This window comes from Parendozoicomonas sp. Alg238-R29, assembly GCF_947331445.1.
GTDB lineage: Bacteria > Pseudomonadota > Gammaproteobacteria > Pseudomonadales > Endozoicomonadaceae > Sansalvadorimonas.
Genome location: NZ_CAMZOG010000043.1, coordinates 13,784 through 38,126, shown reverse-complemented (window position 1 = coordinate 38,126; position 24,343 = coordinate 13,784). Strand labels below are relative to the sequence as shown.

The window sequence follows — 24,343 nt, the reverse complement described above, 5'->3', positions numbered from 1 at the left end:
TCTGAACATGCAACCGTTTGGATAGCCCAACCTCTCTTAAAATCTGATGAATTGCTGGAAACTCATTTTGAAAAAATGGCAGATCTTTCCCCTGATGACACTATTTCTGTTCTTGGTGAGGATATAACTCTTGACGACTTTTTGGGGCAGGTTACTGGTGAGATTATAAAAGGAGTTAAGAAGCTCCATGATTTAAATCAGGGGTTTATCTCCCGGGATGAAGAAGCCGGATATGAAAAAATCATTGAAGGTTTTCTGGATGCCAAGTATCCGAATTATGCCCTGGATCGATATGAAGAGTCAGGCGAGCTGGTTTTAAAATACTTTGATCTCTTCCCAGCGCACTTGCTGATGTTCGGACGGCACCCAACGGACAGTAACGGTCATACCCAGTATGAAGTTTTTGACCGATATTTTCATCGATCGGAAGGTATTGATAGCTTGGTAAGAAAAGGCATGGTAGGTGGCTACAAAGAGAAGTATGCCGGATATTCTCAGCCAGCAACAATGTTACAGAAGCTGGCAGCCAGTGCCCTTGACCTTCTTTATCAGAAAATAAGCTTCACAGAAGCCTGTGGCATGATAGGCAATAAAGAAGGCAACCGTTACAGGTTGCTTAATACCGTGATTGAAAAGATTAATAAATCTGCCTGCTTTAATGGATTTCGTGCTCAGGTTACGATTGAAGAGGCGATCCAGTACTGGCAACGGAGAGTGGAGAAAAATATGCTTCTTCGCCTTGCTCTTGATTTTCTTTCCATAGCTGGACTCCTAACCCAGAAAGAAGACCAGGAAACTGAGTTGGTTATGTCTGAAACCTCTGATGAAAAGAAATTAAAGGCATGGGCAAGAGAATTATATAACGGAGAGCTTAGTCATCTCACTTCTGAGGCCGAGGAGGGTTATTTAACGCCAGACGAACTTTTGTCTTACCTTAGAGGGATGGTTAGTAGATATATTTCTGGAACTCACAGGTCTGGAGAACCTGTTCAGCCCAAGTATCAATACTCCGAGGGTGCTCCTCTTTTTAGCTTGTCGAGACCTCTGAAACATCCTGAAATGTCGAAATATGCGCTGGGCCAGATAGGGGAAAGTGCCAAGTCTGAACTGGATAATATTGTTAAGGCAGTGAGAGGAGATAGTTTAACAACAGAGCAGAGGTTAAGTGAGTTTTACAAAGCAGCTCGAGAAGAGGCGAGAGCCAGGGGTAACGATATGCGCACACTTGCTGAGGCTGAGAGTTCATTATCAGTCGTACAACAACCTCAGAACTCTGAGGTTGGAGGCAGTGGTGACGTGAGTGGGACGACGCGTCCCAGAACTTTACTATCCTCACCCTCGCAGCTTAAAGGGGGGCCTGTGCCTTCTTCGCTGAAAACAGTGGTGAAGGCCCCTGCATATGGGGGTGAAGAAAAATCGGCAACTTGTCAGCTGCCACAAAACCCTATTATTGTTGATTACCGTACAGATCAACCCCTGAAAATTTTGCAAGATGAGATTTACAAGGTTCGTAATGACCCTGGGCATCAAGAGAAACCCCATGGAGCGCTTTTGACCTTGCGGTTGACAAGGGCTGACAATGTTACAGTTTTCCCTCCTCTTTCAAGAGATGACTCGCAACCCTCGCAACCCCTGCATATTGCTTCACTGGCTGGTCGTGTGTTATTTGAGCAGAGAGCGCCTCTTATGATGGATGACCCGACTTGGCGTTCCTGTTCATTACGAAATGCTATACAGCCTCTCGTTCCTGCCTTAAGAAAAAAAGCAGAATTCACCTCGCAAACAAGGGAGCTAGAGGAAAAAAAAACAAATACAAGGGAGCCAGAGCAATGGCAGAATACGATACCTTGGGACAGCATTGATTCCCCAAAACGTATGCCTAATGCTGATGTCCACACTCAGGGCATCTGGCACTCATGGAAACTGTTGGCAGCGATAGAGGAGTCGCTGGAGCAAACACCTCTGAACAATGAAAAAATCGATCTTGCTCAAGAAGAGCAGCTTTTGCAGGCATTGGTGCTGGTATTTGATCTAGACGTTTTTATCAAGCAAGAAGATAGTAAAGAGATTCATTTACTTCAGGCTTACCGAATGTGGTCGGGTTATTGGGGGGCATTTTATAAAAATCTCTCTCTACCAGAAGCAGAACGTCATAGATCAGAAGCAAGAGCCGACTGGCTGGATTTAAAGCTGTCGAGAAAAGGGAGGAAAGGTTGGGAGCTGGTTGAAGCCTCCCCTTCCCTGCAAGCAATCAATCGTCTACCTGCCCGTGCATCTCAACCGTTTGATTTCTCTCTGCTGCCTAAGGTTCCGAAACGGCCGACCGCCATATCGAGAGAAAACCTCGCACCTTTTCCGTTCATTCTATCACCACCCTATACCACGACGTTTGAAGCAGAACTTCCAAGCTCGTTTACTCAGACAGTAAGTTCTCCTTGGGGGAATATACCATTCCCGATACGCCGTCAAGACAGTTACTCCAAACCTTTATAGCGTCAACTATCCTTGGCTGCGTTCGTCAAACAAAAGTGAATAATTCGATGGATGTCCGCAGTCGTGCAATTGGTTCTGCGCTGCAGCAGGGTCAGGTAATCAATCAGTCTTGCTATGTTGTTGGTCTCGGCAGTGAAAGAGGTACGCCTCTGGAAGTTATCGGTCAGGGGGTTATGCAGTATCTGGATACTCTGGCAATAGATGTTAAAGATGTCATTGTGGCCAGCATTGCCATTAAAAAACACGACCCGGCCTACGATGGTTTTGCCCGAGTTCACGGGGTGCCCTTTATTACCTGTGATGCTGTTACGCTTCATTCCGTGGCCGTCAGCACCGATTCCGGAGTCCCTTTACTGGCTCCCGAATCTGTGAGTGAGAGATCGGCCTTGTTTTTCAGTGGAGCCAACCAACTGCTGGCTCCTTCGTTCAGGTTTCGGCTTTGTTTTAACGAGCGAGGGGTGGTGGTTTCCGTGTGTAGGGCATCTGCGTAAGTGGGTAAATACGTATGGCGTATCTGGATTTTCTTGGCCTGATAGGGTAAAAACGCACCCGGGTAGACAGAAACACACGTACAAACTGTTGCCCACCATTTTCAGGATAGGGGCTATCGTAAAAGCGTTTCTCTGGAGAACCGCAGTTTTTTAGGTAGCTTCTTAAGAAATATACGATCTGCAAAGGATTGCAGTATCGGATTCGCCCGACAATAAAACCATCCAGAGCGGGAGAACTTTAATGAGTATACCCAAGACCATGCTTGACCTGTCACCCCACGGGATCACTAATGCAACAGAAGTCGTTCGCAATCCGTCGTATGGCCTGCTGTTTGAGGAAGAAACCAAGCCAGAGCTTGAGGGTTATGAACTGGGCAGGGTGACAGATCTTGGTGCCGTTGCAGTCAATACCGGTATTTTTACCGGTCGTTCTCCTAAAGATAAGTATATCGTTAAAGACCAGACTACAGCAGACACTATCTGGTGGTCTGATCAAGGGAAAAACGATAACAAACCTCTTTCTGAAGAGCACTGGGCTCATCTCAAAGGGCTGGTAACAAATCAGCTTTCCGGTAAGCGACTGTTTGTTGTCGACGCTTTTTGTGGTGCAAACCCAGACTCTCGTCTGGCCGTCCGTTTTATTACAGAAGTCGCGTGGCAGGCGCACTTTGTTACCAACATGTTTATCCGTCCGTCAGCAGAAGAGCTGGAGAGCTTTGAGCCAGATTTCGTGGTGATGAATGGGGCAAAATGCGTAAATCCCCAGTGGCAGGAAATGGGGCTGAACTCAGAAAACTTTGTTGCCTTTAACCTGACCGAAAAAGTACAGCTGATTGGTGGTACATGGTACGGCGGTGAGATGAAGAAAGGTTTGTTCTCGGTAATGAACTATCTGCTCCCTCTCAAAGGCATGGCGTCTATGCACTGCTCTGCCAACGTTGGCAAAGACGGTGATGTGGCAATTTTCTTTGGTCTCTCCGGAACGGGTAAAACCACTCTCTCTACTGATCCCAAGCGTGAACTGATTGGTGATGACGAGCATGGCTGGGATGATGATGGTGTGTTCAACTTTGAAGGTGGCTGCTATGCCAAAACCATCAAGTTGAGCAAAGAGGCCGAGCCAGATATCTACAATGCTATTCGTCGTGATGCGCTGCTGGAGAACGTGGTTGTCCGGGACGATAACAGCATAGATTTTGACGATAACAGCTTGACTGAAAATACTCGGGTTTCTTACCCGATTCACCATATCGAAAATATCGTGAAGCCGGTGTCCAAGGCTGGTCATGCCAACCGGGTTATTTTCCTGGCAGCCGATGCTTTTGGTGTTTTGCCTCCGGTGTCCAAACTGACTCCTGAACAAACCCAGTACCATTTCCTTTCTGGTTACACCTCAAAGCTGGCTGGTACTGAGCGTGGCATTACTGAGCCAACTCCAACATTCTCCGCAGCCTTTGGCGCAGCATTCCTGAGCCTTCACCCAACCCAGTACTCTGAAATTCTGGTGAAGCGCATGCAGGCTTCCGGTGCTACGGCTTACTTGGTGAATACCGGTTGGAATGGAACAGGCAAGCGTATTTCCATTAAAGCGACCCGTGCCATTATTGATGCCATTCTGGATGGATCTATCGATAAGGCTGACACAATCAATCTGCCGTACTTCAATCTGGCTGTTCCTGCCAGTGTTCCAGGTGTTGAAGATACTGATATTCTCGACCCGCGGAATACTTGGAGCTCCGAAGCTGATTGGGACGCTCGTGCCCGGGATCTGGCAGGACGCTTTGTTGTTAACTTTGAGCAATACACAGACAATGATGCCGGTAAGGCTCTTTTAGCTGCAGGCCCTCAGTTGTAATAACAATATTTTGTGTGTTCAGAACGGCTCGCATTGCGAGCCGTTTCTGCTTCTGGAAATGTTTTACAATCAACAGAATTGTACGCCTAACCTTCCGGTCATACATTCTCGTGATCGAAGCCCTTAACCTGAGTTCCCAGTGAACATTGGCCTGGGAGCCGCAATCTGATGATGTCCTGTAAAACTGTTATGACAGATCTTGTCTGCCCGCTATGTGGCGGAACCCACAATGTCTCTTTCTGGAAGGATAAATACCGAGAGTATCTGCGTTGTCAGGAATGCGAACTGGTATTTGTTCCCAAAGCCTGGCATCTCTCACCGACCGATGAAAAAGCCTGTTATGACCTCCATGAAAATGTAGATGGTGACCCAGGTTATCAACGCTTCCTGTTCCGAATGTTTTCACCCATCACTGAGCTGGTGGCACCACCGGCAACAGGGCTGGATTTTGGTTGTGGGCCAGGTCCTGTATTGGCAGAAATGTTTGCGGAAGCCGGTTACTCCATGAATGTGTACGACCTGTACTACGCAGATAATCCTGATGTTCTGGATCGCACTTACGACTTTGTAACCAGTACTGAAGTTGTTGAACATCTGGGAAATCCCAGGGATGTTCTGGCCAGGTTGCTGGATATGGTGAAACCCGGTGGCTTTTTGGGGTTGATGACTAAGCTGGTGAAAAATCAGGAAGCGTTTCAGAACTGGCACTACATCCGAGATAAAACCCATATCAGTTTTTTCAGCCGGGAAACATTCCAGTGGTTCGCGAACCAAACAGGTTGTGAGCTGGAGTTTGTAGGGAATGATGTGATTCTTCTAAAAAAGCCGGAGAACATGCCAGAAGAGAATTAACGCCTATAGTTATTCCTCAGTAAAAGCCGAGTAAATCCGACAGGAGCCATGAGTTTATGAGAAAAAACGATATTCTCGGATTGGGACTGATGGTTTTTGCGTTTTTTCTCGGGGCTGGAAATCTGATCTTCCCTCCCTGGGCAGGGCAGCTTTCCGGTGAAAACCTCTGGCTCTCACTCACAGGTTTTCTGGCTACAGATGTTGGGCTCTCCCTTTTGGCTATTATCGCCATTGCCATGGCAGGCAGTGCGGAAAACCTGACTCGGGATATTCCCGGTGTACTGGCTTTAGCATTCTGGATGGCAGCTTACATTATTATTGGGCCGGCTTTCGCTGTTCCCCGAACATCCGTTGTGGCTTATGAGGTTGGCATCCTGCCGTGGCTCGGCGGAGAGTCGCCGCTCTATCTTGCACTCTATTCCATTATTTTCTTTTCAGTCGTGGCTTGGCTGTGTGTATTTCCAGGACGGTTGATAACAATTGTCGGCAAAATATTAACCCCTGTTCTTGCAACGGTTCTGGGGGCGATATGTATTGCCATGATGCTTGAACCGGAAATCGTGCTTGGTCCCGGGCAGGGAGCATGGGCTGAGCATGCCATGCTTGAAGGTGCTGTTCAGGGTTATCTCACCATGGATACCTTGGGAGCTTTGGCTTTTGGTATTGTGATTGCCGCTTCGGTTCGGCGGTTTGGTGTGACAGATCGCGGAGCCATTATTAAATACACCATTATGGCCTCTCTTATTGCCGGAATAGGGTTGTCGCTGGTTTATCTGGGATTGTTCTATCTCGGAGGAATCAGTCGGGAGATTGTGCCGGATGCCAGAAATGGCGGACATATTTTATCGATAATGGTAACCCATTTATTGGGTGATGCCGGGCAGATCGCTCTTTCCGTTGTCATTACTCTGGCTTGCTTAACCACAGCTGTAGGAGTGACAACATCTTTTGGTGATCACTTTCACCATCGCTGGCCCAAAGTGGGTTACCGATTCTGGGTGATGTCGGTATCGTTTCTTTCCATGATTGTTGCTAATGCTGGTTTGAATACTTTGCTGAAAGTATCCATACCTGTGGTGGTGGCTATTTATCCTGTGGCCATCATGATTATCTTTGCTGAAATCCTCAGGCAGAAGGTAGTCGTCACCAGTCGCTGTATGCAAGTAGCATTAGCTGTGGTTTTTGGGTTTAGCTGTCTGGATGGTTTAAACGCGGCAGGTTTAATGGGAGCAGAATCCTTTGTGCATTCAATCCCCTTGTTTGATAACGGCCTTGGCTGGCTTATACCGGGGTTGTTAGTCATCCTTGCTGGATGGATAGTGCGGCTGCCAGAATTGTTCTCCCGTAAGAGAAGTGCGTAATTTGCCTTGCGGGTGCCCGCACCCTGTGTTATTTCTTAAACAGAATATTTTGAGCTCAAAGATTTAAAAATGAACCTTATGTCTTCCAACAACCTACTTCTCGTCATCGTGGTGATTATTAACTCACTGCGGGGGCTGATTATGGGCTGAAGAAAGACACAGACCAGAATTCCAGAAACCCCCGCTCCGAAAGGACCGGGGGTTTTCTTTTGGGCGGAAAGAAAAAGATCGGCAACCAGTAGAGGGGCAGACCGATGACAACAGCAGCAGACGATTCCGAAAAGCCAAAGTCTGAAAAGCCAAAGTCTGAAAAGCCAAAGTCTGAAAAATCAGAATCCGGCCACGAGCAACATGGATGCACAAGTGGCGCAGAATATGTTGTTCAGGCACTGCTTGAACACGGAGTCTCCACAGTGTTTGGTTACCCCGGTGGCGCAATTATGCCGCTATACGATGCTCTTTATGAAAGTCCGATGGAGCACATACTTTGTCGACATGAGCAGGGAGCAGCCATGTCTGCAGTTGGTTTTGCCAGAGCCAGCGGAAAAGCTGGGGTTTGTATTGCTACCTCCGGGCCCGGGGCTACAAACCTGGTGACCGGGCTGGCCGAAGCCATGTTGGACTCTATTCCTCTTGTTGCATTAACCGGCCAGGTTCCAACTTCAGTACTGGGTACAGATGCGTTTCAGGAAGTGGATATGCTCGGGCTAAGTCTTGCCGTTACCAAACACAGTTTTCTGGTGTCGTCAGTTGATGAACTTCCGGAAGTGATTGAGCAGGCTTTTCGCATTGCCCAATCTGGTCGGCCAGGACCTGTTCTTATCGACTTGCCCAAAGATATTCTACAGGCCATACCCTCTACGGTTCTTCATAGTGTCAGGGAGGAAGGTTGTCTTCCTATGCCGGAACCTGATGATCTTGAGCAAGCCAGAGTTCTTATAAGCAATGCGAAAAAACCAATGCTCTATGCCGGTGGCGGTGTTGGTATGGCCAGCGCTGTTGAACAGTTGAGACAGTTTCAGGCTTTGACTGGCATGCCTTCAGTGGTCACCCTGAAAGGTCTTGGTTCAATTGCCCCCCAAACTGCCGGTTATTTGGGAATGCTGGGAATGCATGGCACACAGGCTGCCAACCTCGCGGTGCAGGAGTGTGATCTTCTGGTATGTGTAGGTGCACGGTTTGATGATCGTGTGACTGGTCGGCTGGACGGGTTCGCCCCAGACGCAAAAGTTATTCACTTGGATATAGACCGGGCGGAGTTTGGTAAAAGGCGGCAGCCGGATGTTGCCCTGCAGGGCGATCTTTGCCGGATTCTTCCAGCCATCGCAGTGTTCTCAGATTGTGAGGTATGGCAGAAACATTGTCAGGCTATGGCCCATGAATACCGTTGGCAATATAACGCCCCTGGGGGCACAGTTTATGCTCCAGCTTTGTTGAATGAGTTAAGCCAAAAGCTTCCGATCAATACAGTGGTTAGCTGTGATGTTGGGCAACACCAGATGTGGGTTGCCCAGCATATGAGTTTTTCACGTCCTGAGAATCACCTGAGCAGCGGTGGGCTGGGAACTATGGGGTTTGGCCTGCCAGCCGCCATTGGTGCTGCCTTGTCCCGCCCCGACGATACAGTTGTCTGTGTGAGTGGTGATGGCTCTATCATGATGAATATTCAGGAACTGACAACACTCCGTCGTCTGAACCTTCCGGTAAAAATTGTTCTTCTGGATAACGAAAGATTAGGCATGGTTCGCCAGTGGCAAACCCTGTTCTTTGATGGCCGCCACAGTGAAACCAATCTTTCTGATAACCCGGACTTTATCGGCCTGGCCAAAGCATTCGGGGTGTCCGGAAAGACAGTCTGGCAACGGGAGCAGGTTACAGACGCTTTAGAGGAAATGCTTGCCAGTGATGGTCCTTATTTCCTGCATGTGGCTATTAACGCGGAAGGGAATGTATGGCCACTGGTTCCACCGGGTGCCGCCAACCACCAAATGCTGGAGGGTATCTAATGAACACATTATCCGATAGCAATAACAGTTTTCACAGTTTGTTTATTCACACTGCCAACCGGCCAGCGATATTGGAACGTGTTCTGAGGGTTGTACGTCACCGGGGTTATACACTGTGTAGCCTGAGTATGCCGGAGTCAGACAGTGGCGATGCAAGTATTTATATGCAGGTTCGTGGACTCAACCCTGACCAGCTTTTGCGGCAACTTGAGAAGCTGGTGGATGTTCACAATGTTGCTCTTCTAAATGAAGAGCAAGAAGTGTTGAGAGCATAGCCAGAAGCTATGCGTCATTAATATCGATAAGGATTTCTGCCCGACGGTTGCTGGCATCGCGGGGGTTGTCAGAGTTGCGTAATCGTCTGTCCGCCATTCCTGCAACCTGAACGATACATTCACTGGGAAATCAATATGGGTTTCAAGAGCCGCTACACCGGTCGCTCTGCGGCAGTATTGAAACCATCAAATAGACGTTTATTGCCGAAGCGAGTTTCCCGGGCAAGATCACCCATCTCGTTGATCATTCCCCTAATTTGCGTTTGCATAGCTTTGCGCTCGTTATAGGAATAACTGCTGCGCAGGGACTTTTGGGTCAGGGTCAGGTTCAGCATCCACCCAATTAGACTGGCTCTTCTCTTCAGAGCATTCTCAGCTGTTTGAACAATGGCTATGGCATTGCTCAGGTTACCCATGGGAATATTTAGGTCTGTATAGCGGACAACACATGTTTCCTTACTGTTCTACTTCTTACTGCATAACTGTTCTACTGCTTACTGCATATTTTTACTGCAAATAGAGGAATCGAAAAAAAATGGGGCAATTTAAATATGCATTAACTTAGATCAAAAAATAAACAGCGATATCAGAAGCAGTATATATTAGAATCCGCACCTTTTTTTCGGAGGTAACTACCATGTCAGAAATCGACTGGCTTGAAATGCTCGGCTATTTCGCCACACTGCTCACCGCTGTCAGCCTGAGCATGAGTTCTCTGGTACGCCTGCGCTGGTTCAATATGTTCGGTAGTTTTTGCTTTGGTACCTATGGTTTGCTGCTCGGCGCTCTTCCGGTGGTTCTGCTGAACTATTACCTTGTAGCCATGAACATGTTCTACCTTTGGAAAATGTACAACGAGAAGAGCCATTTCCGTGTACTGCCAGCTTCTGTTTCTGATCAGTACTTGAATGAGTTTATTAATCTGCATAAGTCTGAGATTAAAGAGTTCTTCCCTCCGTTCAGCCTGCGTGATGACCGTGAATACACGGCGCTGATGATTCACCGTGATCTGTCTCTGGCGGGTGTGTTTATCTGCCACCGTAACGAAGATAACACCATGGAAGTGGATCTGGACTTTGTTCTACCTCCTTACCGTGACCTGAAACCTGGTCAGTTTGTGTTCTGCGAAAACAGCAAGTTCTTTACCGAACAGGGTGTTTCCAAGATTGTTTCTGCCGAAGGCTCTGAGGATCACGCGACTTACCTTGCCAAGATTGGCTTCTCACGCACCAATGGCCGTTTAGAAATGGCTCTTCAGGGCTGATTCCGCTTAGGTGTGTTCACAGTTGCAATGTTTAACTGTGAACACACCCTGGCTATCCCCTCAAAACTCGGTGCACCTGCCGATAACTTATAGAGTTATCGGAGTGTACTTGATGAAACTGTTCAGCTTTGTTCTTGCTTCCTGTCTTGTAGTGACTTTCGGATTCCAGATTTACCAGCTGGAAGAAGTGAATCGCCTCCTCAACCTGCCTGCGACTGCGGCAGGGCAGGTTGCTGAGCCTTCTTCCGATGCCGTACGCGAACCACCCTTCGATGTTGTAGCGACCCCAGAAATGGATGCTGTTGCTATTGCTATGTTGGAATCTCTACCTTTAAACCATACCCGCAGCATGGAAAATGTTGGATTTCTGACGGTGAGTAGAGAAACCGGGGCAGTGACGGCTTCCCAGCCAAAGGAAATGAAAACGCGGTTTCATCGCAATATTGCCCGTGCCAGATTTTCTGTACCGCGTGATGGTGTCGTAGCTATTTATCATGATCATTTTCGGGGAACACTGCCTGGGCCGGGAACTGGCGATGCGGGGCCGGTTTATAAAGGCTGGGTGAGTTATATCAAGGATGAGCGGGGCAACATCTTCAAAATTGAGTTTTCTGAACAGTGGAAAACGCCGAGCAATCCTAGAAGCGGCTGGCGTTTAACCAGCTTGAAAGGGCGCAGCCTGCCGGGGCAAAACATGTGGTATCCGGGCGTAACTTTTACCCGCTACGCCCGTGGCTCTTCAAAAACCTATGTGAGATAGGTGAGGCTAGGTGTAGCAAGAAGCTTTTCAATCTGGGCTTCAATCATTTGTCGGTACTCCTGTTCCTCTTCCGGGCTGGTATAACCATTGAGTCTTTCTTTTTCCTGCTGTAAAACGCCTAGAAGGCGACCGCCAGCGCCGGTGTTTTCGGGATTCATTTCCATTAGATCAGAGAGATAATGAATTTGCTCTTCAGGTGTTAGACTGGGAGCCAGTGAGTCGTAGTTGTGCCATGCATCCTGACTATTGGGAGAATACTTCAATTGGTGGTCAACCCAATGTTTCATAAACAGGGTGCTATCAGGAATCGCAATGTGCAATGAGTGAAGACACTCCTCGGTCATTTTATAAGCTGTTTCTGCAGGGTATTCTTCTTGAATAGCTTCTCTGAGCTCAGTGAAACTCTCCCATAATTCCGGGTTACCTGGATCACTGGTAAGTCGGTTTTTAATTTCATTGAGTTCGTCCGGCCACTGGGATTCATCGATGGGTTGCTGCTCGAGTGCTTCGGGAGGCTTTCTGTTTTCCAGCTCTTCGGTATTACGCTTGGCTTGTATTCCATCAAAGTTTGATTTGAATGGCGACTCCCCAGAGGTTCGGGCAATTTTCTGATCCAGTTGTTTGAGTTGATCTTCGAGGGCATTAAGTTCCCCCAGTTTTGCGTTGTGAATAGTTTTATGAACTCTTCTGGATAATGTAGTGAAAGCTGCACCGAGTTCTGACCTGCGGCCTTCATAGGCAGGCTTCTGTTCAAACTGTTGGATTAAGGCCAGGGTGTCCTGGAGAGTTTTGGTTAAACCTTTGCCAGGAATATTAATCAGGTGAGGCAATGCAGAAGCCTGCCAGCCTTCAATCTGATTTCTAACCTGTTGGGGCTTCCCCTGCTTGAGTTCACAACACTCGTTGAAAAGAAACTGATGGTCCTTGGGAATAGCTGCAAGATCACTAAGCTCTCCCAGATACTTCACCGGATCGCTATTGCGTAACTTGGAGAGTTGTCCACTGGCCAAATGCAGGGTGGATAGCGGATGCTTAAAAAATGTAAGAATCCAATCTTTGACACTTTTCCCGGAAAGGTGTTTCCCCAGGTTTTTTCCTGCAAGGAGAGGCTGTGCATCAACCGGTTTAACCCTTCCCAAGGTGGGGTGGTGAGCCTCTACCGGGCCTTTAATATCTACACCGTTATTAGGGGGGAGGGAGACTGGTCCTGGATTTTTCAGGGGATCCATAATGGGTAAAGCATCCTTGCCAAGGTTATTTATTAATCCTAGACAAGGATGGAAAAACGGGGGAATCAACCTTTCAGGGAGTCCATGGTTAATCCCTGCTGTTACAGAGCCTGTTGCAGAGCCTGTTGCAGAGCCTGTTCCATCATCTGTTCGGCTATTCCCTACGCCACTGGCTGCTGTTTCTGCGAACAGGCTCGTGCCGAGGGCATTCAAACCGGCCGGATTTACAAAGTTGGAGAGAGTGATCTGGCCAAGGCTCTTAACCGGCAATAGGTACGAAAACAGTGCCATCCTGACCGATAGAACAGCAGATCACTTTGGGTTTGTGCCCACTCGACCAGTTGTGCGTTTGCCTGATTTGTTGATGGAGTGTCTAAACTGCCATTCCCCAGAGACAGGGTTTCTCTCGCTTGCTGGTGAAGACCCAGGTGGTTGTCGAAACTGATTGCCATGCATTTTCCATCGGCAGGTTTAGGAACACCTACCTATGGGCAATCTATATCGAGCAATCTATGCACCATATGTCGTTTATTGGTTATTGGGCATGGATATGCGATTTGTATCCGTACTTGGAGGGGAAGAACGTTGTTACACTTTTCCCCGTGAGGAAACTGTTTTCTAACCTCGCGGAATTAAATGTCCGCTGACAGGTTCCAGCGGAACAGGTTTGTCGGAAAATTTGATGTTATTCAGCGAGGTTTCATTGAAATCCGTAACCAGAAAGTGTTCAGTCTTTATTGTGATGTTGACTGTTTCGATGTTGGCTCTTGCTGAAGGTAATGGAATACCCAACCCGGCATCGGACATCGAACGGGTAACTATTAACCTGTTAAAAGTTCAGGCAAAAAGTCTGTCTGCCAGCATCCCCAATAGCCAATGGGAAGTCGATGTGTCTTTGCCTGCCAGTGTCAGCAAGCTGGCTCCCTGTACCGTCCCCCTTTCGGTTGATGGCAGTCGGGTCTCTAATGCTGGGCGCCAAAGGGTTAAGGTGTCCTGTGAAGGCTTTCGCCCTTGGTCTCTGTATGTGAATGGTGAAATCTTGATACAGGCTCCAGTGCTGGTGGTAAAAAATACAGCTGCACCGGGAACTGTTATTGCTTCTTCGAATGTGGCTCTGGAAATGCGAAACCTGGCAAAACTCCGGCGCGGCTACATAACAGATATTAGGTACCTCGAAGGAAAAAACCTTCGTCGGAGAGTTAGACCTGGTGATGTTTTGAATGACACTCTTTTTGAACGAACTTTTGCAGTGCGTAAAGGTAACAGAGTGCAGATTCGTTCCGGCACTGGCGGTTTGTCCGTTACTGCTTCCGGCACAGTTATGGATGATGGCGCGATTGGAGATAGTGTGAGAGTTCGCAATAATTCCAGCGGCAAGGTACTTTATGGTCAGGTTCAACAAAACAGTGTAGTGACTGTTGGGCTGTAACAGGATCTGAGTTTAATTTTCAGTGTTTTATGACGACTCCTGAAGTCAACAGAGAGTCCGGAATTTCAGCATGACTACAACTCGTATTTCCGCCTCGGTCGCAGATTTTTCTGTGGAAAAGTCACGACGTGCGGATAACCGGAAAAATAGTATAAAAACAGAAGAGGCCAGTCAGGATTCTGTTTCTATCAGTGCCGACGCCGCTCTTCTGCAGGAAGCTGAAGCTCTGGCAAAGTCTGCGCCGGATGTGGATATGGACAAGGTTGAAGAAGTTCGTCAAGCGATTGTGCGCGGTGAATTGAAAATCGATTATGAGAAGCTGGCACAGAAGATGCTCGACTTTGAGGCATCACTGGAACCGAAGTAGACAAACCTTCAATGCCTGCACGTATCTTTACCGCTCCTTCTTCCGATATAGAAAAAATGCAGTGTATGAAAACACTGCTTCAGAAACAGGCTGAGTGCCTGCGAAAGCGGAATATGGATACACTTCCGCTTTTGAACGATGAAACATCAGAACCGTCGTCTGCATTGCAATACAGTGTTGCAGAAAGAGAGACCCTTTAGCGGCTCTTGGGTTTCAGAGTTCCCCGCAGGGCATGCAGACGTTTTTAACGACTCATGCGTCTACAGAAAAGCTGGATTTGTGGCTGGAGTTTTCTCGCCTTGGCCGGGAATGCCAGACAGCTAACAACCTTTCTGGCCAGTTGTTAAATATGCAGCAGGAAATTATCACAACCATGCTTGATAGACTTGGCCGCGGGCAGAGTCATGCAGGCTATTGGGAAGATGGTTCCGATGGACGTTACGGTGAATCTGTTTCTCTTGGATATGCCTGAAAACTTTCAGTGAATACGCCGCGATATTGGCGTATAAAGACTTTCATTCTGACTGTGTTTTTCAAGGGAGCAAAACGGATGGATGTTCACCTGACACTGAACGAAGCTCGCGTTGTTGGTTGTTTACTGGAGAAAGAAAGCACCACCCCTGATCAGTATCCTCTGACCCTGAATGCGCTGGTGAATGCCTGCAATCAGAAAAGCAGCCGTGATCCTGTATTATCTCTTACCAGTGCAGAAGTGACTCAGGCGCTGAATAACCTGATAGATCAGCGTTTGGTCAGTGAAGAGAGTGGCTCCAGAACCTGCCGTTACAAACATCGTTTTTGCAATACCGCCTTCAGTCATCTTCAACTATCTGAGCAGGAAAGAGCCATTGTCTGCCTGATGCTACTGCGTGGCGCCCAAACTCCGGGAGAGTTCCGCAGCCGCTCCGGACGCATGGCCACATTCGGGGATGTTTCCGATGTTGAGTCTGCGTTGCAGGAGATGGTTTCCAAAGAGTTAGTCGTGCAGCTGCCCAGAGAACCTGGCCGAAGAGAATCCCGGTTTGCTCATCTTTTTTCTGGTGAAGTTGATGTGCCTCCTGCCATTAAAGCAGCGCAAAGCGACAGGGAGCGTATACGCGAGCTTGAGCAGGAAGTGGAAGAGCTGAAAGTTGAGGTAGAGCGTCTGCGTTATCAGCTCAAGGCTAATCAGTAATAGGCGGGCTGGTCGTTCCTGTTAAAGACAGAGTGCTGAGTTTGTCCTGACCTTTGCCGCTGTACAGGTAATGCCTTTTCTCCCAGTCAGCGGCTTTCAGCGCCGCTGATTCGTATGCTTAATTGAGAACGCCCCCTGGGATTCTGGATTTTATTTTTCCTTTAATGGCTCACCATCAATAAAGATACCCGCCCAGCCATGCCGCATAAATTGCCGGATATTCTGGTGATCATCGCCTTCCGGGTTTTCTAAAACATGCTCCCGGTAATAGTGACCAAAACAGGCCAGAGTCTGATCTTTAGAAAGGTTGTTCATTTGCGAGAAAGCAAAAATCTTGCAGGACCCCGAGTTTTGGCCGGGTGCATTTTTGATATCTCCGTTACTGAAATCAGTAGGAGTAAAATCATAATGCTGATCGATGACTGACATAGCGTCAGTGAATTCAACGGATTGAGGTTCTTTAGCAAGACGGTTCAGGAATTGGTTGAGCATGGTCGTTCCTGTAGCTATTTATAATTCTGGGATGAAGCTTGTTATATTAATTCAGCAGAGCTTGCACAGCACCATAATATGCCTTTGGACTCACGTGCACCTTGTATTCTTGCGGGGAAGAAATGCCTTAAAAGTGAGACACGTGTCTTATTGTCACCCGCCATGAGTGCCAGCTGCTCAGTTCGTCTGACAGCTCAGCATTGCATAACCGATCAGCTTCTTTGATCTCGCGCATTTGGCAGGATGATATTCTTTTGCTGGAAGGCTGGGGATTAACTACCGTTTTTAAAGCGTCAGTCGAATCCACTCAAATATTGTCGATCCCTATTTTTGAAAACAACATGGATAACTTCAGGCTGGCCGGACGTATAGAAACCCGTATGCGACGCTGTGGACAAGGTGTTGCTTATTTGCTCAAAGAAAACGGGAGGTTGTATGGGGACGGGATATTGATGAATGCCGGCGCCGGGTAGATGTCCTGGACACCCTTTTGGAGTATGAGTTGGCATTAGCCCCGAAACTCAGGGCTTAACCAACCACTCAGGAAGTGGCGTTATCTTGTCGTTTATTTGATGGCGATACTGTTTTTGGAAGCCCTTAACAGCAGTAATACGGTCTTCACTCTGCGGATGTGTGCTTAAAAATTCAGGTATTTCCAATCCATTCTGTTCAGCAATAAACATACTGAAAATGTCTTCTGCTGCTTTGGTGTGGCCGTAATGATTTTTCAGAGTAAACAGAGCTTCTTTATCAGCTTCTTGTTCCATATCCCGGTTAAAGCCAAGAGTTGTCAGTAAACTGATTTGCCCGACAACCTGTTGAGCAACTGTACTGTCTCCCGCACCAACCAGGCTGAGCATGGCAAGGCTTACGGTAACTCCTCTTCCCATAGCAATAATAGGATCCCGATGTTTGATATGGGCGATTTCATGGGCAAGTACCATTGATAAAGCATTCTCGCTCTTTATTTTTTCCAGCAAACCTCTGTAGATAAAAACGTGACCACCCAGTGTTGCGAACGCATTGACCTCATCACCATCTATGTAGTGCACAGTGATTGTCATGTCTTTTGGCAGTTGTTGGGCTACAGATAATCGATCAGTCATTTCTTGCAGGTACTGCTGATGCTTGCTGGTTTCTGTTGAAGCCTCGAAGAGTTCTGCCTGAAAGTGGTTGGCAAGTTTTTGCTCAACGCTGAAGGGAATAAACCGCACAAGGTATTCCGCAGTGATCGCCAGTACCATAATAATGGCGATCACCGTTAGACCTATGCCGAGCAACATATAGAAAAAATCCTTCAGAGGGTGTTCATCGGTAACATTGATGCCCTCCGGGATTTTCGGGTTACTGTAACTCATACTCAGGGCGCCTGAATCAGAGCTGTGCCGTAGGCATAAACTTCAACACACCCTGTCTGGTCTTTGGAACCTTTGGTGATAGACGCGGTTTCCAGCTTTACGTTGATAATCTGGCTGGCACCCATTCGTCGGGCATCTTCCTTCATGCGAAGAATCGCCTCCCGGCGAGCGCGTTCAATTAAGGTCTCATAGGCTGTTACACGGCCACCAATCAGGCTGCGTAATCCTGCTGCGATACGCTTGAAGTAATCGATAGAAATAACCACATTACCGCTAACCAGTTCGCTGCGTGCCGAAGAAAATCCTGGTGCAGGCAGGCGTTCGCTGAATGTGAGAATATCCCGGAGCTGCTCTTCCCTCTTGATGATAGACTTAAAATGTCGCTTTTCGGCAATGCGTCCAAATACATACCCCAGAGTTAGCAGGGTAAGAAAAATAATCAGATCATACATGGCTTACTCCAGAATCACGGCTGTTCCATAAGCAAAAAGTTCAGCCGCTCCGGCAGTAATGGATGACGTTGAAAACCGCACATTGATAACGGCATTGGCGCCGATAGATTCCGCTTGTTTTACCATACGTTCGGTAGCTTCTTCCCGGGCTTCGGTGAGCAACTCGGTGTAGCCTTTAAGTTCGCCACCAACGATATTTTTCAAACCTGCGAGAATGTCTTTTCCTGCATGTTTGGCACGTACTGTGTTGCCCTGCACCATTCCAAGGTGTTGAGCAATTCTTTTACCAGGTACCACTTCGATATTAGTTATCAGCACCTTTGACTCCTGTTTTTATTGTTGCAGCTACTGTTTATGATGATTTGGACAAAAGTGTATATGCTTAACCGCTCTCAGAACATAACCAACAATCCAAAATAACCATGTTCTGATCAACAAACTGTTAATGAGGTGGGGGGGAGAGATATGCTGGGTACTGCATTAAGCAAGAATGCCACACGTGCCATGCTTCTGGGTTCAGGAGAATTGGGTAAAGAAGTGGCTATCGAGCTGCAGCGCTTAGGTGTTGAGGTGATTGCTGTTGATCGTTATGCCAACGCGCCAGCTATGCATATTGCTCACCGGTCTCATGTGGTGGATATGCTCGACGGAACAGCCTTAAGAACTGTGATTGAGCAGGAAAAGCCGGATTACATCATTCCTGAAATTGAAGCCCTTGCGACCAGTGAACTGGTGGAACTGGAATCCGAAGGTTTTCATGTTGTTCCTACTGCACGAGCCGCTCAGCTGACTATGGACCGAGAAGGTATTCGCCGCCTTGCGTCCGAGGAGCTTGGATTGCCAACCTCCCCTTATTGTTTTGCCGACAACGAACAGGAATATAAAGAAGCTGTTGCCGCTGTTGGTATGCCCTGTGTTGTAAAACCTGTTATGAGTTCTTCCGGCAAGGGGCAGAGCGTTGTTCGCACGGAAGCTGATATCGATAATTCCTGGCAGTATGCTCAGGAAGGTGGCCGTACTGGCCGTGGTCGGGTGATAGTTGAAGGTTTTATCGACTTTGATTATGAAATCACCTTACTCACTATTAATGCTATTGATGGTATCCATTTCTGTGCCCCCATCGGACATCGGCAGGAAGAAGGTGATTATCGGGAATCCTGGCAGCCCCAGATTATGACGGATGCAGCTCTGGCAGAGGCACAGCGTGTTGCCCGCACTGTTGTGGAAAATCTGCAAGGATTTGGGTTGTACGGCGTAGAGTTGTTTGTAAGGGGTGATAAGGTCTGGTTTTCAGAAGTTTCCCCGCGGCCGCACGACACGGGAATGGTCACTCTTGCCTCGCAGGACCTTTCTGAGTTCGCGCTGCATGTGCGTGCTTTTCTGGGATTGCCTGTTGCCGGTATTCGCCAGTATGGGCCTACTGCTTCCGCAGTTATTCTTCCTGAAGGGAATAGTGAAAATATAGGTTTTGATGAACTGGATGCAGCACTTGTTGCTTCGGGCACAAGCTTGAGACTGTTTGCTAAACCTGCTATCAATGGCCGACGTCGTTTAGGGGTAGCTTTGGCTACCGGTGAAACAACAGAAGACGCTGTTTCACGGGCCAAGACAGTTGCTGCATCTGTGGACGTTAATTTGTAAATGTTGGTACGGGCATCCGGCCAATAAAACGATTGGTCAGGGTGCCTAACAGCAGTTCATCTCCAACCTGTTGCACGGATGTAATCACGGACACCGTATCTCCACTTGGGTCGTGCAGGCTGCCTGTAACCTTTCCCTGTTCATTCAGCGCGACCACAAGTCCATAGTGAGTGGGTCCGGGCCACATAAATCGAGGCAGGCTGGCAACCAGGTTTTTAAACCATGGATACTTGTGACCCCAGTCGACGACCTTCTTTCTCGGTGTTGCCATTGCTACCCAGAAGGTTCCATCGCGGCTGGAAGAAATGCCATCAGGCAAACCAGGAAGATTATCGATGAAAATATCTGAGGTTCCGGCTTTTTCGCCATTCGGACCATCTTTCAACCAGTAACGGGTTACTTGATAGCGATAGGTTTCATTAACCAGAACAAAGTCTTCGTTTTGCGACAGTGCTATCCCGTTGGCGAAGTAGAGATCCTTCAGCAGTACTTTAGTGTCACCGGTTGTAGGAGAGTAAGACAGAAGGCGCCCATAAGGACGGCCTTCGAGCAGATCGAGGATATAATCGGGTTGGTTGTATTTGCTGCTGGCATCGGAAAAATAAATAGTACCGTTAGAAGCAATATCCAGATCATCAGTAAATGCAAAAGGAATGCCTTCAGCTTCTGTTGTCAGGACTTTGATTTGCCCCCCTGGGTTAATGGATAACAACCCTTTCCAGGAATCAGCAACAATCAGATTATCTTGGGCGTCAAAATGCAATCCTAGTGGGCGGCCACCGGTATTGGCAAAAACTTCTCTGGTACCATCTTTCAAAAAGCGGATAATTCTTCCGTCATCACACCCACCATAAATACGTCCTTGACTGTCTTTGTCTACATCTTCCGGGCCCACGCAATCTGTTGTGTCGATGGTTGTGATACCAGATAGAACTGTATTTGGTGACAGTTTGCCAACCATCTCTGGAGTTTTCGGGGGAGCCCAGTGAACAGAATTCAGCGCTAAAGATTTCACGGGTAAAGATAACAGCATGGCTGCACACACTGCTGGCAGTATTCGGCAGAACTTTAAGGGGAGCTTTAAGGGGGGGAGCCTTAAGGGGGACAGCTTCATGGTTTGTACCTGATGGTTTTTATTTTTGTCCCAGTATAATCACACCTCACCTGAAAATTGTACTGAGAGCTTGAATGGGAATATCTCTCCACCCTTGTAAAGTCACCATGCCACCGGAAAGAACGGACTGCGCTACCGTTCTTGAGTTTCTGATATCTCAGTTCTCTAAAGTAGACGAGAGCATTTGGCGGCAACGTATCGCGGAGGGAAAGATTCACTGGGATGATAAAACTCCGGTAACTGAAACTGACGCCTACGCACCATACAAGCGTGTGTTCTATTATCGGGAAGTGGAGCAGGAGCCTGAGATTCCATTTCAAGAGACCATTATCTTTCAGAATGATGAGATACTCGTAGCCTGCAAGCCTCACTTTCTTCCTGTTACACCTGCGGGTATTTATGTGCAGGAATGCCTGTTGAACCGGCTGCGCAAGTACACAGGTATTGAGGCTCTTGCGCCTATGCATCGTATTGACCGGGAAACAGCCGGTATTGTTTTGTTTTCGGTCAATCCAAAAACTCGTCATCGCTATCACAAGCTGTTTTCAGGCGACAAACTGATTCATAAAACCTACAAAGCTATAGGGCGAATCCTGGCAGACAATAAGCCTTATGTCGGTCAGGAGTGGAATATAGAAAACCGTATAGTGGAGGGTGATCCCTGGTTCAGAATGACAACTGAAGCCGGTGAGAAAAACGCTCATTCAGTGATTCGATGCCTGACAGTTAGCAGCGACAAAGCATTGTTTGAACTCTCCCCTTTAACGGGAAAAACTCATCAGCTTCGACTTCATATGAGTAATCTCGGTTATCCGTTGATGAATGATCGTCTTTATCCTGAGCTTCAGCCAAAATCTCCAGATAATTTTGAGAAACCACTACAGCTGTTGGCACACAAACTGGAATTTGTTGATCCTGTCACTCACGAAAAGAGATTTTTCGAGAGTGACAGGACATTGATGGTGTGACTATTCAGGCAATATCTTCTTCCAGTCAGGCAATATCTTCTTCCAGAGAGTGTCCCTTCATTTTTTCGAGATAGGCATTCACCAGATGGGGATAAGCTTTGGCAACAGAAGACACAATAAAGTCCATGGGCACATCCGCAAAGGTGCCGTGATCAGCCAGATACTCCATATGGCGTGAACCATCGGTGCCATATTCGTGGAAAATAGAATCCTCACGACCATTAAATTCCAGCGGTGCCACGCCCATTTTTTCGCAAAGGTCAGCATTAAATGCTGGTGTGGCTTTCACCCATGTGCCATCAAGATACAACTCAATAAAACCGTGCATAACAAAAACATCGTTACGCAGATGGTCAATCAACTGTTGGCTGGAAATATGGTTTTTTACATCGGCCAACCCTAATCTGGCAGGGATGCCGATAGAGCGGCAGGCTGCGCCGAGTAATACCGCTTTAGGGATACAGTAAGATTCCCCCGCTTCCAGACAGTAGCTGGCACTCAGGGTCGCCGGGTCGGGGCGGAAAACGTAAGGGTTATAGCGGATACCGTCCCGAGTGGCCTTGTATAATCTGATCGCCTGTTGAACGGGATCCCGTTCCTGACCAATTGCACCGTGAGCCCATGCCTGTACGGCCGGGTGTTCGTAATCAAAGAAAGACGTTGGCGCCAGATACTCCTGCATAGGGATGATCCTTGGGGTTATTATGTTTTTCGTATGCGAGTATATCAGGCGGAAACTCGTGTTCATTGGCGCGAATACCGCACAGTAGTTGGTCTTTTATTCCATTAGAAGGGCGTAAGTTTTTGGAATTTGAATTCAGAAGAGATGTGACAGGCGAACTTGCCGCCAGTTTTTCTATGGGCCATGAGGCAATCGCGGCCTGGTTGTTGGAGGAAGTGGGAAGTCGTAAAGCTGTATTGCCTGATCTCTACTCAGCCATCAGCCAATTACAAAATTGTGAACGTTGGGAATATTTGCGGGATGGGCAGGAGTATAATCTGCGCCTGACTCGATCTGAGGCTGAAATCTGTAATGCACAGATTGATTTTGAGGCCGATGATATTGATGCAGACCAGTGTGAAGGTCTGGGTTTTTACGATGATGAGGCTCGCTCCAGCTGCGGGTTGGATGATTTTCTCAATATGTTGCAGGAGTGGGAACGTTTTGTTCGCTCTCGCTAGACAATAAACAGAGTACGGACACGCTTGAAAACACTGATTTCCAAACGGGTTGTAGAACCTCTTCAGGCTTTAATGAAACAGGGACTGAGTCGCCAGTCTTTGGCTATGACTCTGGCGATAGGTTTTGTTATTGCCACTTTCCCTGTTTTTGGGGTGACTATGGTGCTGTGCGCTGTGATTGCCGCAAGAATGGAGCTGAATCAGGTCGCTATTCAGGTTGCCAACTACGCCGGTTATCCACTGCAGTTTCTGCTGTTTGTGCCGCTGATTCGACTGGGGGAGTCGTTTCTGGGGTTAACGCCAGTTTCCATCGATCCGTCCACGATTGGCTCGATGATCTGGCAGCACCCACTGGTTTTTATGGAAACTTATGGTCTGGCTGTGGGTGGAGCTTGTGTGGTCTGGCTAATGTTGGCTGTTCCGGTTATCTGGCTGCTGCACAAACTGATATTACTGTTTATCCCTGCAGACGACGCAGCATGATGCCAGCCATTTCATCCTGCCTGCGCTGTTCGCGCCGGCCTTCTGCGAGCAGTTCTTCCTGTTGATAACGTTCAATCAACAGCTCGGTTTTTCTCACTTCAAGGTTATTATCCCGGAGTTGCTGGTTTTTGCGACGCTGCTGGGAGTGCTGAATAGCAACCTGCTCGTGGAATTGCTGGGTGCTGTTGAGCATTAATCCATTGCTGACAGCCCCTTGGGGGAGGTTATGGTTGCAGCGGAAGCGCTTCCATTGCAGGCTGGTTCTGGATGGCTTCATCCAGAGTTGGGTTACTGCCTTTGCGGTAAGCGCCAAGGGTGAGCAAATCTTTATTCTGTCGGAGCTGAGACCAGGGTTTGCGGAATTTGTTGCCTGTTGCTGGTGAACTGGCGTTGTAATCTGGGGCATAACCCGACTGATGGAGGCTTCAATATCTATTGCCGGATAGTGGTCGGATACCGCCAGATTTCGTGACAGAGCAATATGACCATCAAGAATCGCCCGGGAAGCATCGGCGATAGGATCCTGCTGAGGGATCAGGCTGAATACAGAGGGTGGATAACCTTTAGTGGCAGGAGGTTCGCCAATGGCTAGAGCAATTTCCCGCGGAGCTTGGGCATAACGGGTGAGGGAATCCATAAACAGAAGAACATTCTTTCCCTGATCCGTCGGGTGTTACGCAGAACAACGGCACCAATTTTCAAAAGTTGTGTGCGCAGTGTTGTCATCTGGGCACAGCGCGTCTGAGGTAGCCGCTCCTTAAAGACTCCAACAAGACATAAGCCATTCCAGATAGCAGTAAGCGGAACGGGTTCGCCCACCCTTTCTGGCAGCTTGTTCTATCGGAGAAAAGCCACTGTTGTTCCTTAATGCGGTTTTCCATATCGCCCGTAGACAATATCGTCTGTCGTATAACCACTTTGCAGAGCCTGGCAATAATGCCGCCAATTCCAGGGCGAATGCGCAACGACCTGCCAGAAATCACACCTGAGGTTTGCATCAGGAACTACTGGGGGTCAGAAGATAAATTTTCAGCTCACGACCAGCAGTAATAATGTTTGTTGGTCTAACACTGTTATGTTGTTTTTCTAGCAATGAC

General features: G+C 47.9%; 28 protein-coding genes and 2 pseudogenes. 19 read left to right on the top strand and 11 right to left on the bottom strand.

Annotation, left to right across the window (positions count from 1 at the left end):
• The 7 genes from QMA35_RS12175 to ilvM form a co-directional block, all read left to right on the top strand.
• The coding region (locus tag QMA35_RS12175; protein ID WP_281647423.1) for a hypothetical protein at window positions 1-2,493 on the top strand (2,493 nt) is incomplete at its 5' end.
• A 47-nt stretch (window positions 2,494-2,540) separates the two neighbouring features.
• Window positions 2,541-2,984: a cobalamin biosynthesis protein gene (locus tag QMA35_RS12170; RefSeq protein WP_281647422.1), complete on the top strand. Its 444-nt coding sequence runs from the start codon at window positions 2,541-2,543 to the stop codon at window positions 2,982-2,984.
• Window positions 2,985-3,225: 241 nt separating this feature from the next.
• The gene (pckA, locus tag QMA35_RS12165) at window positions 3,226-4,839 is read left to right on the top strand and encodes a phosphoenolpyruvate carboxykinase (ATP) (RefSeq protein ID WP_281647421.1); all 1,614 of its coding nucleotides are present in this window, start codon (window positions 3,226-3,228) and stop codon (window positions 4,837-4,839) included.
• 168 nt (window positions 4,840-5,007) lie between these two features.
• Window positions 5,008-5,691, top strand: coding sequence for a class I SAM-dependent methyltransferase (locus tag QMA35_RS12160; protein WP_281647420.1), 684 nt, complete (start codon window positions 5,008-5,010; stop codon window positions 5,689-5,691).
• Between the two features lie 56 nt (window positions 5,692-5,747).
• Window positions 5,748-7,052: a branched-chain amino acid transport system II carrier protein gene (gene brnQ, locus QMA35_RS12155; protein ID WP_281647419.1), complete on the top strand. Its 1,305-nt coding sequence runs from the start codon at window positions 5,748-5,750 to the stop codon at window positions 7,050-7,052.
• Window positions 7,053-7,306: 254 nt separating this feature from the next.
• Window positions 7,307-9,058 (top strand): acetolactate synthase 2 catalytic subunit, encoded by a 1,752-nt coding sequence (gene ilvG / locus QMA35_RS12150; protein ID WP_281647418.1) that lies wholly within the window; start codon window positions 7,307-7,309, stop codon window positions 9,056-9,058.
• Window positions 9,058-9,333, top strand: coding sequence for an acetolactate synthase 2 small subunit (gene ilvM, locus QMA35_RS12145; RefSeq protein WP_281647417.1), 276 nt, complete (start codon window positions 9,058-9,060; stop codon window positions 9,331-9,333). The genes ilvG and ilvM overlap by 1 nt, the downstream gene beginning before the upstream one ends.
• A 152-nt stretch (window positions 9,334-9,485) precedes the next feature.
• Here ilvM and QMA35_RS12140 read toward each other — a convergent pair whose 3' ends face one another.
• A complete protein-coding gene (locus tag QMA35_RS12140) occupies window positions 9,486-9,749 on the bottom strand; it encodes a hypothetical protein (RefSeq protein WP_281647416.1) in 264 nt (87 codons plus the stop codon).
• Between the two features lie 221 nt (window positions 9,750-9,970).
• On the opposite strand from QMA35_RS12140, the gene QMA35_RS12135 reads away from it, so the two are divergent.
• Window positions 9,971-10,597, top strand: coding sequence for a YgjV family protein (locus QMA35_RS12135; RefSeq protein ID WP_281647415.1), 627 nt, complete (start codon window positions 9,971-9,973; stop codon window positions 10,595-10,597).
• Between the two features lie 112 nt (window positions 10,598-10,709).
• On the top strand, window positions 10,710-11,357 hold the full coding sequence (locus tag QMA35_RS12130; RefSeq protein ID WP_281647414.1) for a hypothetical protein: 648 nt from the start codon (window positions 10,710-10,712) through the stop codon (window positions 11,355-11,357).
• Here QMA35_RS12130 and QMA35_RS12125 read toward each other — a convergent pair.
• The gene (locus QMA35_RS12125) at window positions 11,345-12,877 is read right to left on the bottom strand and encodes a hypothetical protein (protein WP_281647413.1); all 1,533 of its coding nucleotides are present in this window, start codon (window positions 12,875-12,877) and stop codon (window positions 11,345-11,347) included. The two genes, QMA35_RS12130 and QMA35_RS12125, sit on opposite strands and share 13 nt — an antisense overlap.
• A 391-nt stretch (window positions 12,878-13,268) precedes the next feature.
• Here QMA35_RS12125 and flgA point away from each other — a divergent pair, with 391 nt between their 5' ends.
• From flgA to QMA35_RS12100, 5 genes are all read left to right on the top strand, one after another.
• Window positions 13,269-14,015 carry a flagellar basal body P-ring formation chaperone FlgA gene (gene flgA / locus QMA35_RS12120; RefSeq protein WP_281647412.1) on the top strand — a complete coding sequence of 249 codons (747 nt, stop codon included), beginning with the start codon at window positions 13,269-13,271 and terminating at the stop codon, window positions 14,013-14,015.
• A gap of 70 nt (window positions 14,016-14,085) precedes the next feature.
• On the top strand, window positions 14,086-14,382 hold the full coding sequence (gene flgM / locus QMA35_RS12115; protein ID WP_281647411.1) for a flagellar biosynthesis anti-sigma factor FlgM: 297 nt from the start codon (window positions 14,086-14,088) through the stop codon (window positions 14,380-14,382).
• 11 nt (window positions 14,383-14,393) lie between these two features.
• Window positions 14,394-14,582, top strand: coding sequence for a hypothetical protein (locus tag QMA35_RS12110; protein ID WP_281647410.1), 189 nt, complete (start codon window positions 14,394-14,396; stop codon window positions 14,580-14,582).
• A gap of 32 nt (window positions 14,583-14,614) precedes the next feature.
• Complete coding sequence (locus QMA35_RS12105; protein ID WP_281647409.1) at window positions 14,615-14,854, top strand: hypothetical protein; 240 nt, start codon at window positions 14,615-14,617, stop codon at window positions 14,852-14,854.
• A gap of 78 nt (window positions 14,855-14,932) precedes the next feature.
• Window positions 14,933-15,556 (top strand): YceH family protein, encoded by a 624-nt coding sequence (locus QMA35_RS12100; protein WP_281647408.1) that lies wholly within the window; start codon window positions 14,933-14,935, stop codon window positions 15,554-15,556.
• 150 nt (window positions 15,557-15,706) lie between these two features.
• Here the strand turns inward: QMA35_RS12100 and QMA35_RS12095 are convergent, their stop codons facing one another.
• Window positions 15,707-16,048 (bottom strand): HopJ type III effector protein, encoded by a 342-nt coding sequence (locus tag QMA35_RS12095; protein ID WP_281647407.1) that lies wholly within the window; start codon window positions 16,046-16,048, stop codon window positions 15,707-15,709.
• A 221-nt stretch (window positions 16,049-16,269) separates the two neighbouring features.
• Here QMA35_RS12095 and QMA35_RS12090 point away from each other — a divergent pair, with 221 nt between their 5' ends.
• Complete coding sequence (locus QMA35_RS12090; RefSeq protein ID WP_281647406.1) at window positions 16,270-16,521, top strand: hypothetical protein; 252 nt, start codon at window positions 16,270-16,272, stop codon at window positions 16,519-16,521.
• A gap of 48 nt (window positions 16,522-16,569) precedes the next feature.
• Here QMA35_RS12090 and QMA35_RS12085 read toward each other — a convergent pair whose 3' ends face one another.
• Genes QMA35_RS12085 through QMA35_RS12075 form a run of 3 tightly spaced genes read right to left on the bottom strand, consistent with a single transcriptional unit; the run spans window position 16,570 to window position 18,176 of the window.
• Window positions 16,570-17,406 carry a M48 family metallopeptidase gene (locus QMA35_RS12085; RefSeq protein WP_281647405.1) on the bottom strand — a complete coding sequence of 279 codons (837 nt, stop codon included), beginning with the start codon at window positions 17,404-17,406 and terminating at the stop codon, window positions 16,570-16,572.
• 2 nt (window positions 17,407-17,408) lie between these two features.
• Complete coding sequence (locus QMA35_RS12080; protein WP_281647404.1) at window positions 17,409-17,858, bottom strand: YbjQ family protein; 450 nt, start codon at window positions 17,856-17,858, stop codon at window positions 17,409-17,411.
• Window positions 17,859-17,861: 3 nt separating this feature from the next.
• On the bottom strand, window positions 17,862-18,176 hold the full coding sequence (locus tag QMA35_RS12075; RefSeq protein ID WP_281647403.1) for a YbjQ family protein: 315 nt from the start codon (window positions 18,174-18,176) through the stop codon (window positions 17,862-17,864).
• Between the two features lie 147 nt (window positions 18,177-18,323).
• Between QMA35_RS12075 and purT the strand changes: the two genes are divergently transcribed.
• On the top strand, window positions 18,324-19,499 hold the full coding sequence (gene purT, locus QMA35_RS12070) for a formate-dependent phosphoribosylglycinamide formyltransferase (RefSeq protein ID WP_281647402.1): 1,176 nt from the start codon (window positions 18,324-18,326) through the stop codon (window positions 19,497-19,499).
• Here the strand turns inward: purT and QMA35_RS12065 are convergent.
• Window positions 19,489-20,613 carry an SMP-30/gluconolactonase/LRE family protein gene (locus tag QMA35_RS12065; RefSeq protein ID WP_281647401.1) on the bottom strand — a complete coding sequence of 375 codons (1,125 nt, stop codon included), beginning with the start codon at window positions 20,611-20,613 and terminating at the stop codon, window positions 19,489-19,491. The two genes, purT and QMA35_RS12065, sit on opposite strands and share 11 nt — an antisense overlap.
• Before the next feature lie 74 nt (window positions 20,614-20,687).
• Here QMA35_RS12065 and QMA35_RS12060 point away from each other — a divergent pair, with 74 nt between their 5' ends.
• On the top strand, window positions 20,688-21,581 hold the full coding sequence (locus tag QMA35_RS12060) for a pseudouridine synthase (protein WP_281647400.1): 894 nt from the start codon (window positions 20,688-20,690) through the stop codon (window positions 21,579-21,581).
• A gap of 25 nt (window positions 21,582-21,606) precedes the next feature.
• On the opposite strand, the gene QMA35_RS12055 is transcribed toward QMA35_RS12060, so the two are convergent.
• Complete coding sequence (locus tag QMA35_RS12055) at window positions 21,607-22,263, bottom strand: transglutaminase family protein (protein WP_281647399.1); 657 nt, start codon at window positions 22,261-22,263, stop codon at window positions 21,607-21,609.
• Window positions 22,264-22,274: 11 nt separating this feature from the next.
• Between QMA35_RS12055 and QMA35_RS12050 the strand changes: the two genes are divergently transcribed.
• Both QMA35_RS12050 and QMA35_RS12045 read left to right on the top strand, forming a co-directional pair.
• Complete coding sequence (locus QMA35_RS12050; RefSeq protein WP_348650941.1) at window positions 22,275-22,763, top strand: YacL family protein; 489 nt, start codon at window positions 22,275-22,277, stop codon at window positions 22,761-22,763.
• A 24-nt stretch (window positions 22,764-22,787) separates the two neighbouring features.
• Window positions 22,788-23,246 (top strand): DUF2062 domain-containing protein, encoded by a 459-nt coding sequence (locus tag QMA35_RS12045; protein WP_281647397.1) that lies wholly within the window; start codon window positions 22,788-22,790, stop codon window positions 23,244-23,246.
• Here the strand turns inward: QMA35_RS12045 and QMA35_RS12040 are convergent.
• The 3 genes and pseudogenes from QMA35_RS12040 to QMA35_RS12030 all read right to left on the bottom strand — a co-directional run.
• The gene (locus QMA35_RS12040) at window positions 23,221-23,439 is read right to left on the bottom strand and encodes a flagellar FliJ family protein (protein WP_281647396.1); all 219 of its coding nucleotides are present in this window, start codon (window positions 23,437-23,439) and stop codon (window positions 23,221-23,223) included. The two genes, QMA35_RS12045 and QMA35_RS12040, sit on opposite strands and share 26 nt — an antisense overlap.
• A gap of 31 nt (window positions 23,440-23,470) precedes the next feature.
• A pseudogene (gene fliI, locus QMA35_RS12035) lies at window positions 23,471-23,910 on the bottom strand (flagellum-specific ATP synthase FliI); the annotation flags it as partial.
• Window positions 23,907-24,133 (bottom strand): annotated as a pseudogene (locus QMA35_RS12030) (transposase); the annotation flags it as partial. The pseudogenes fliI and QMA35_RS12030, both read right to left, overlap by 4 nt.
• Between the last annotated feature and the right edge of the window lie 210 nt (window positions 24,134-24,343).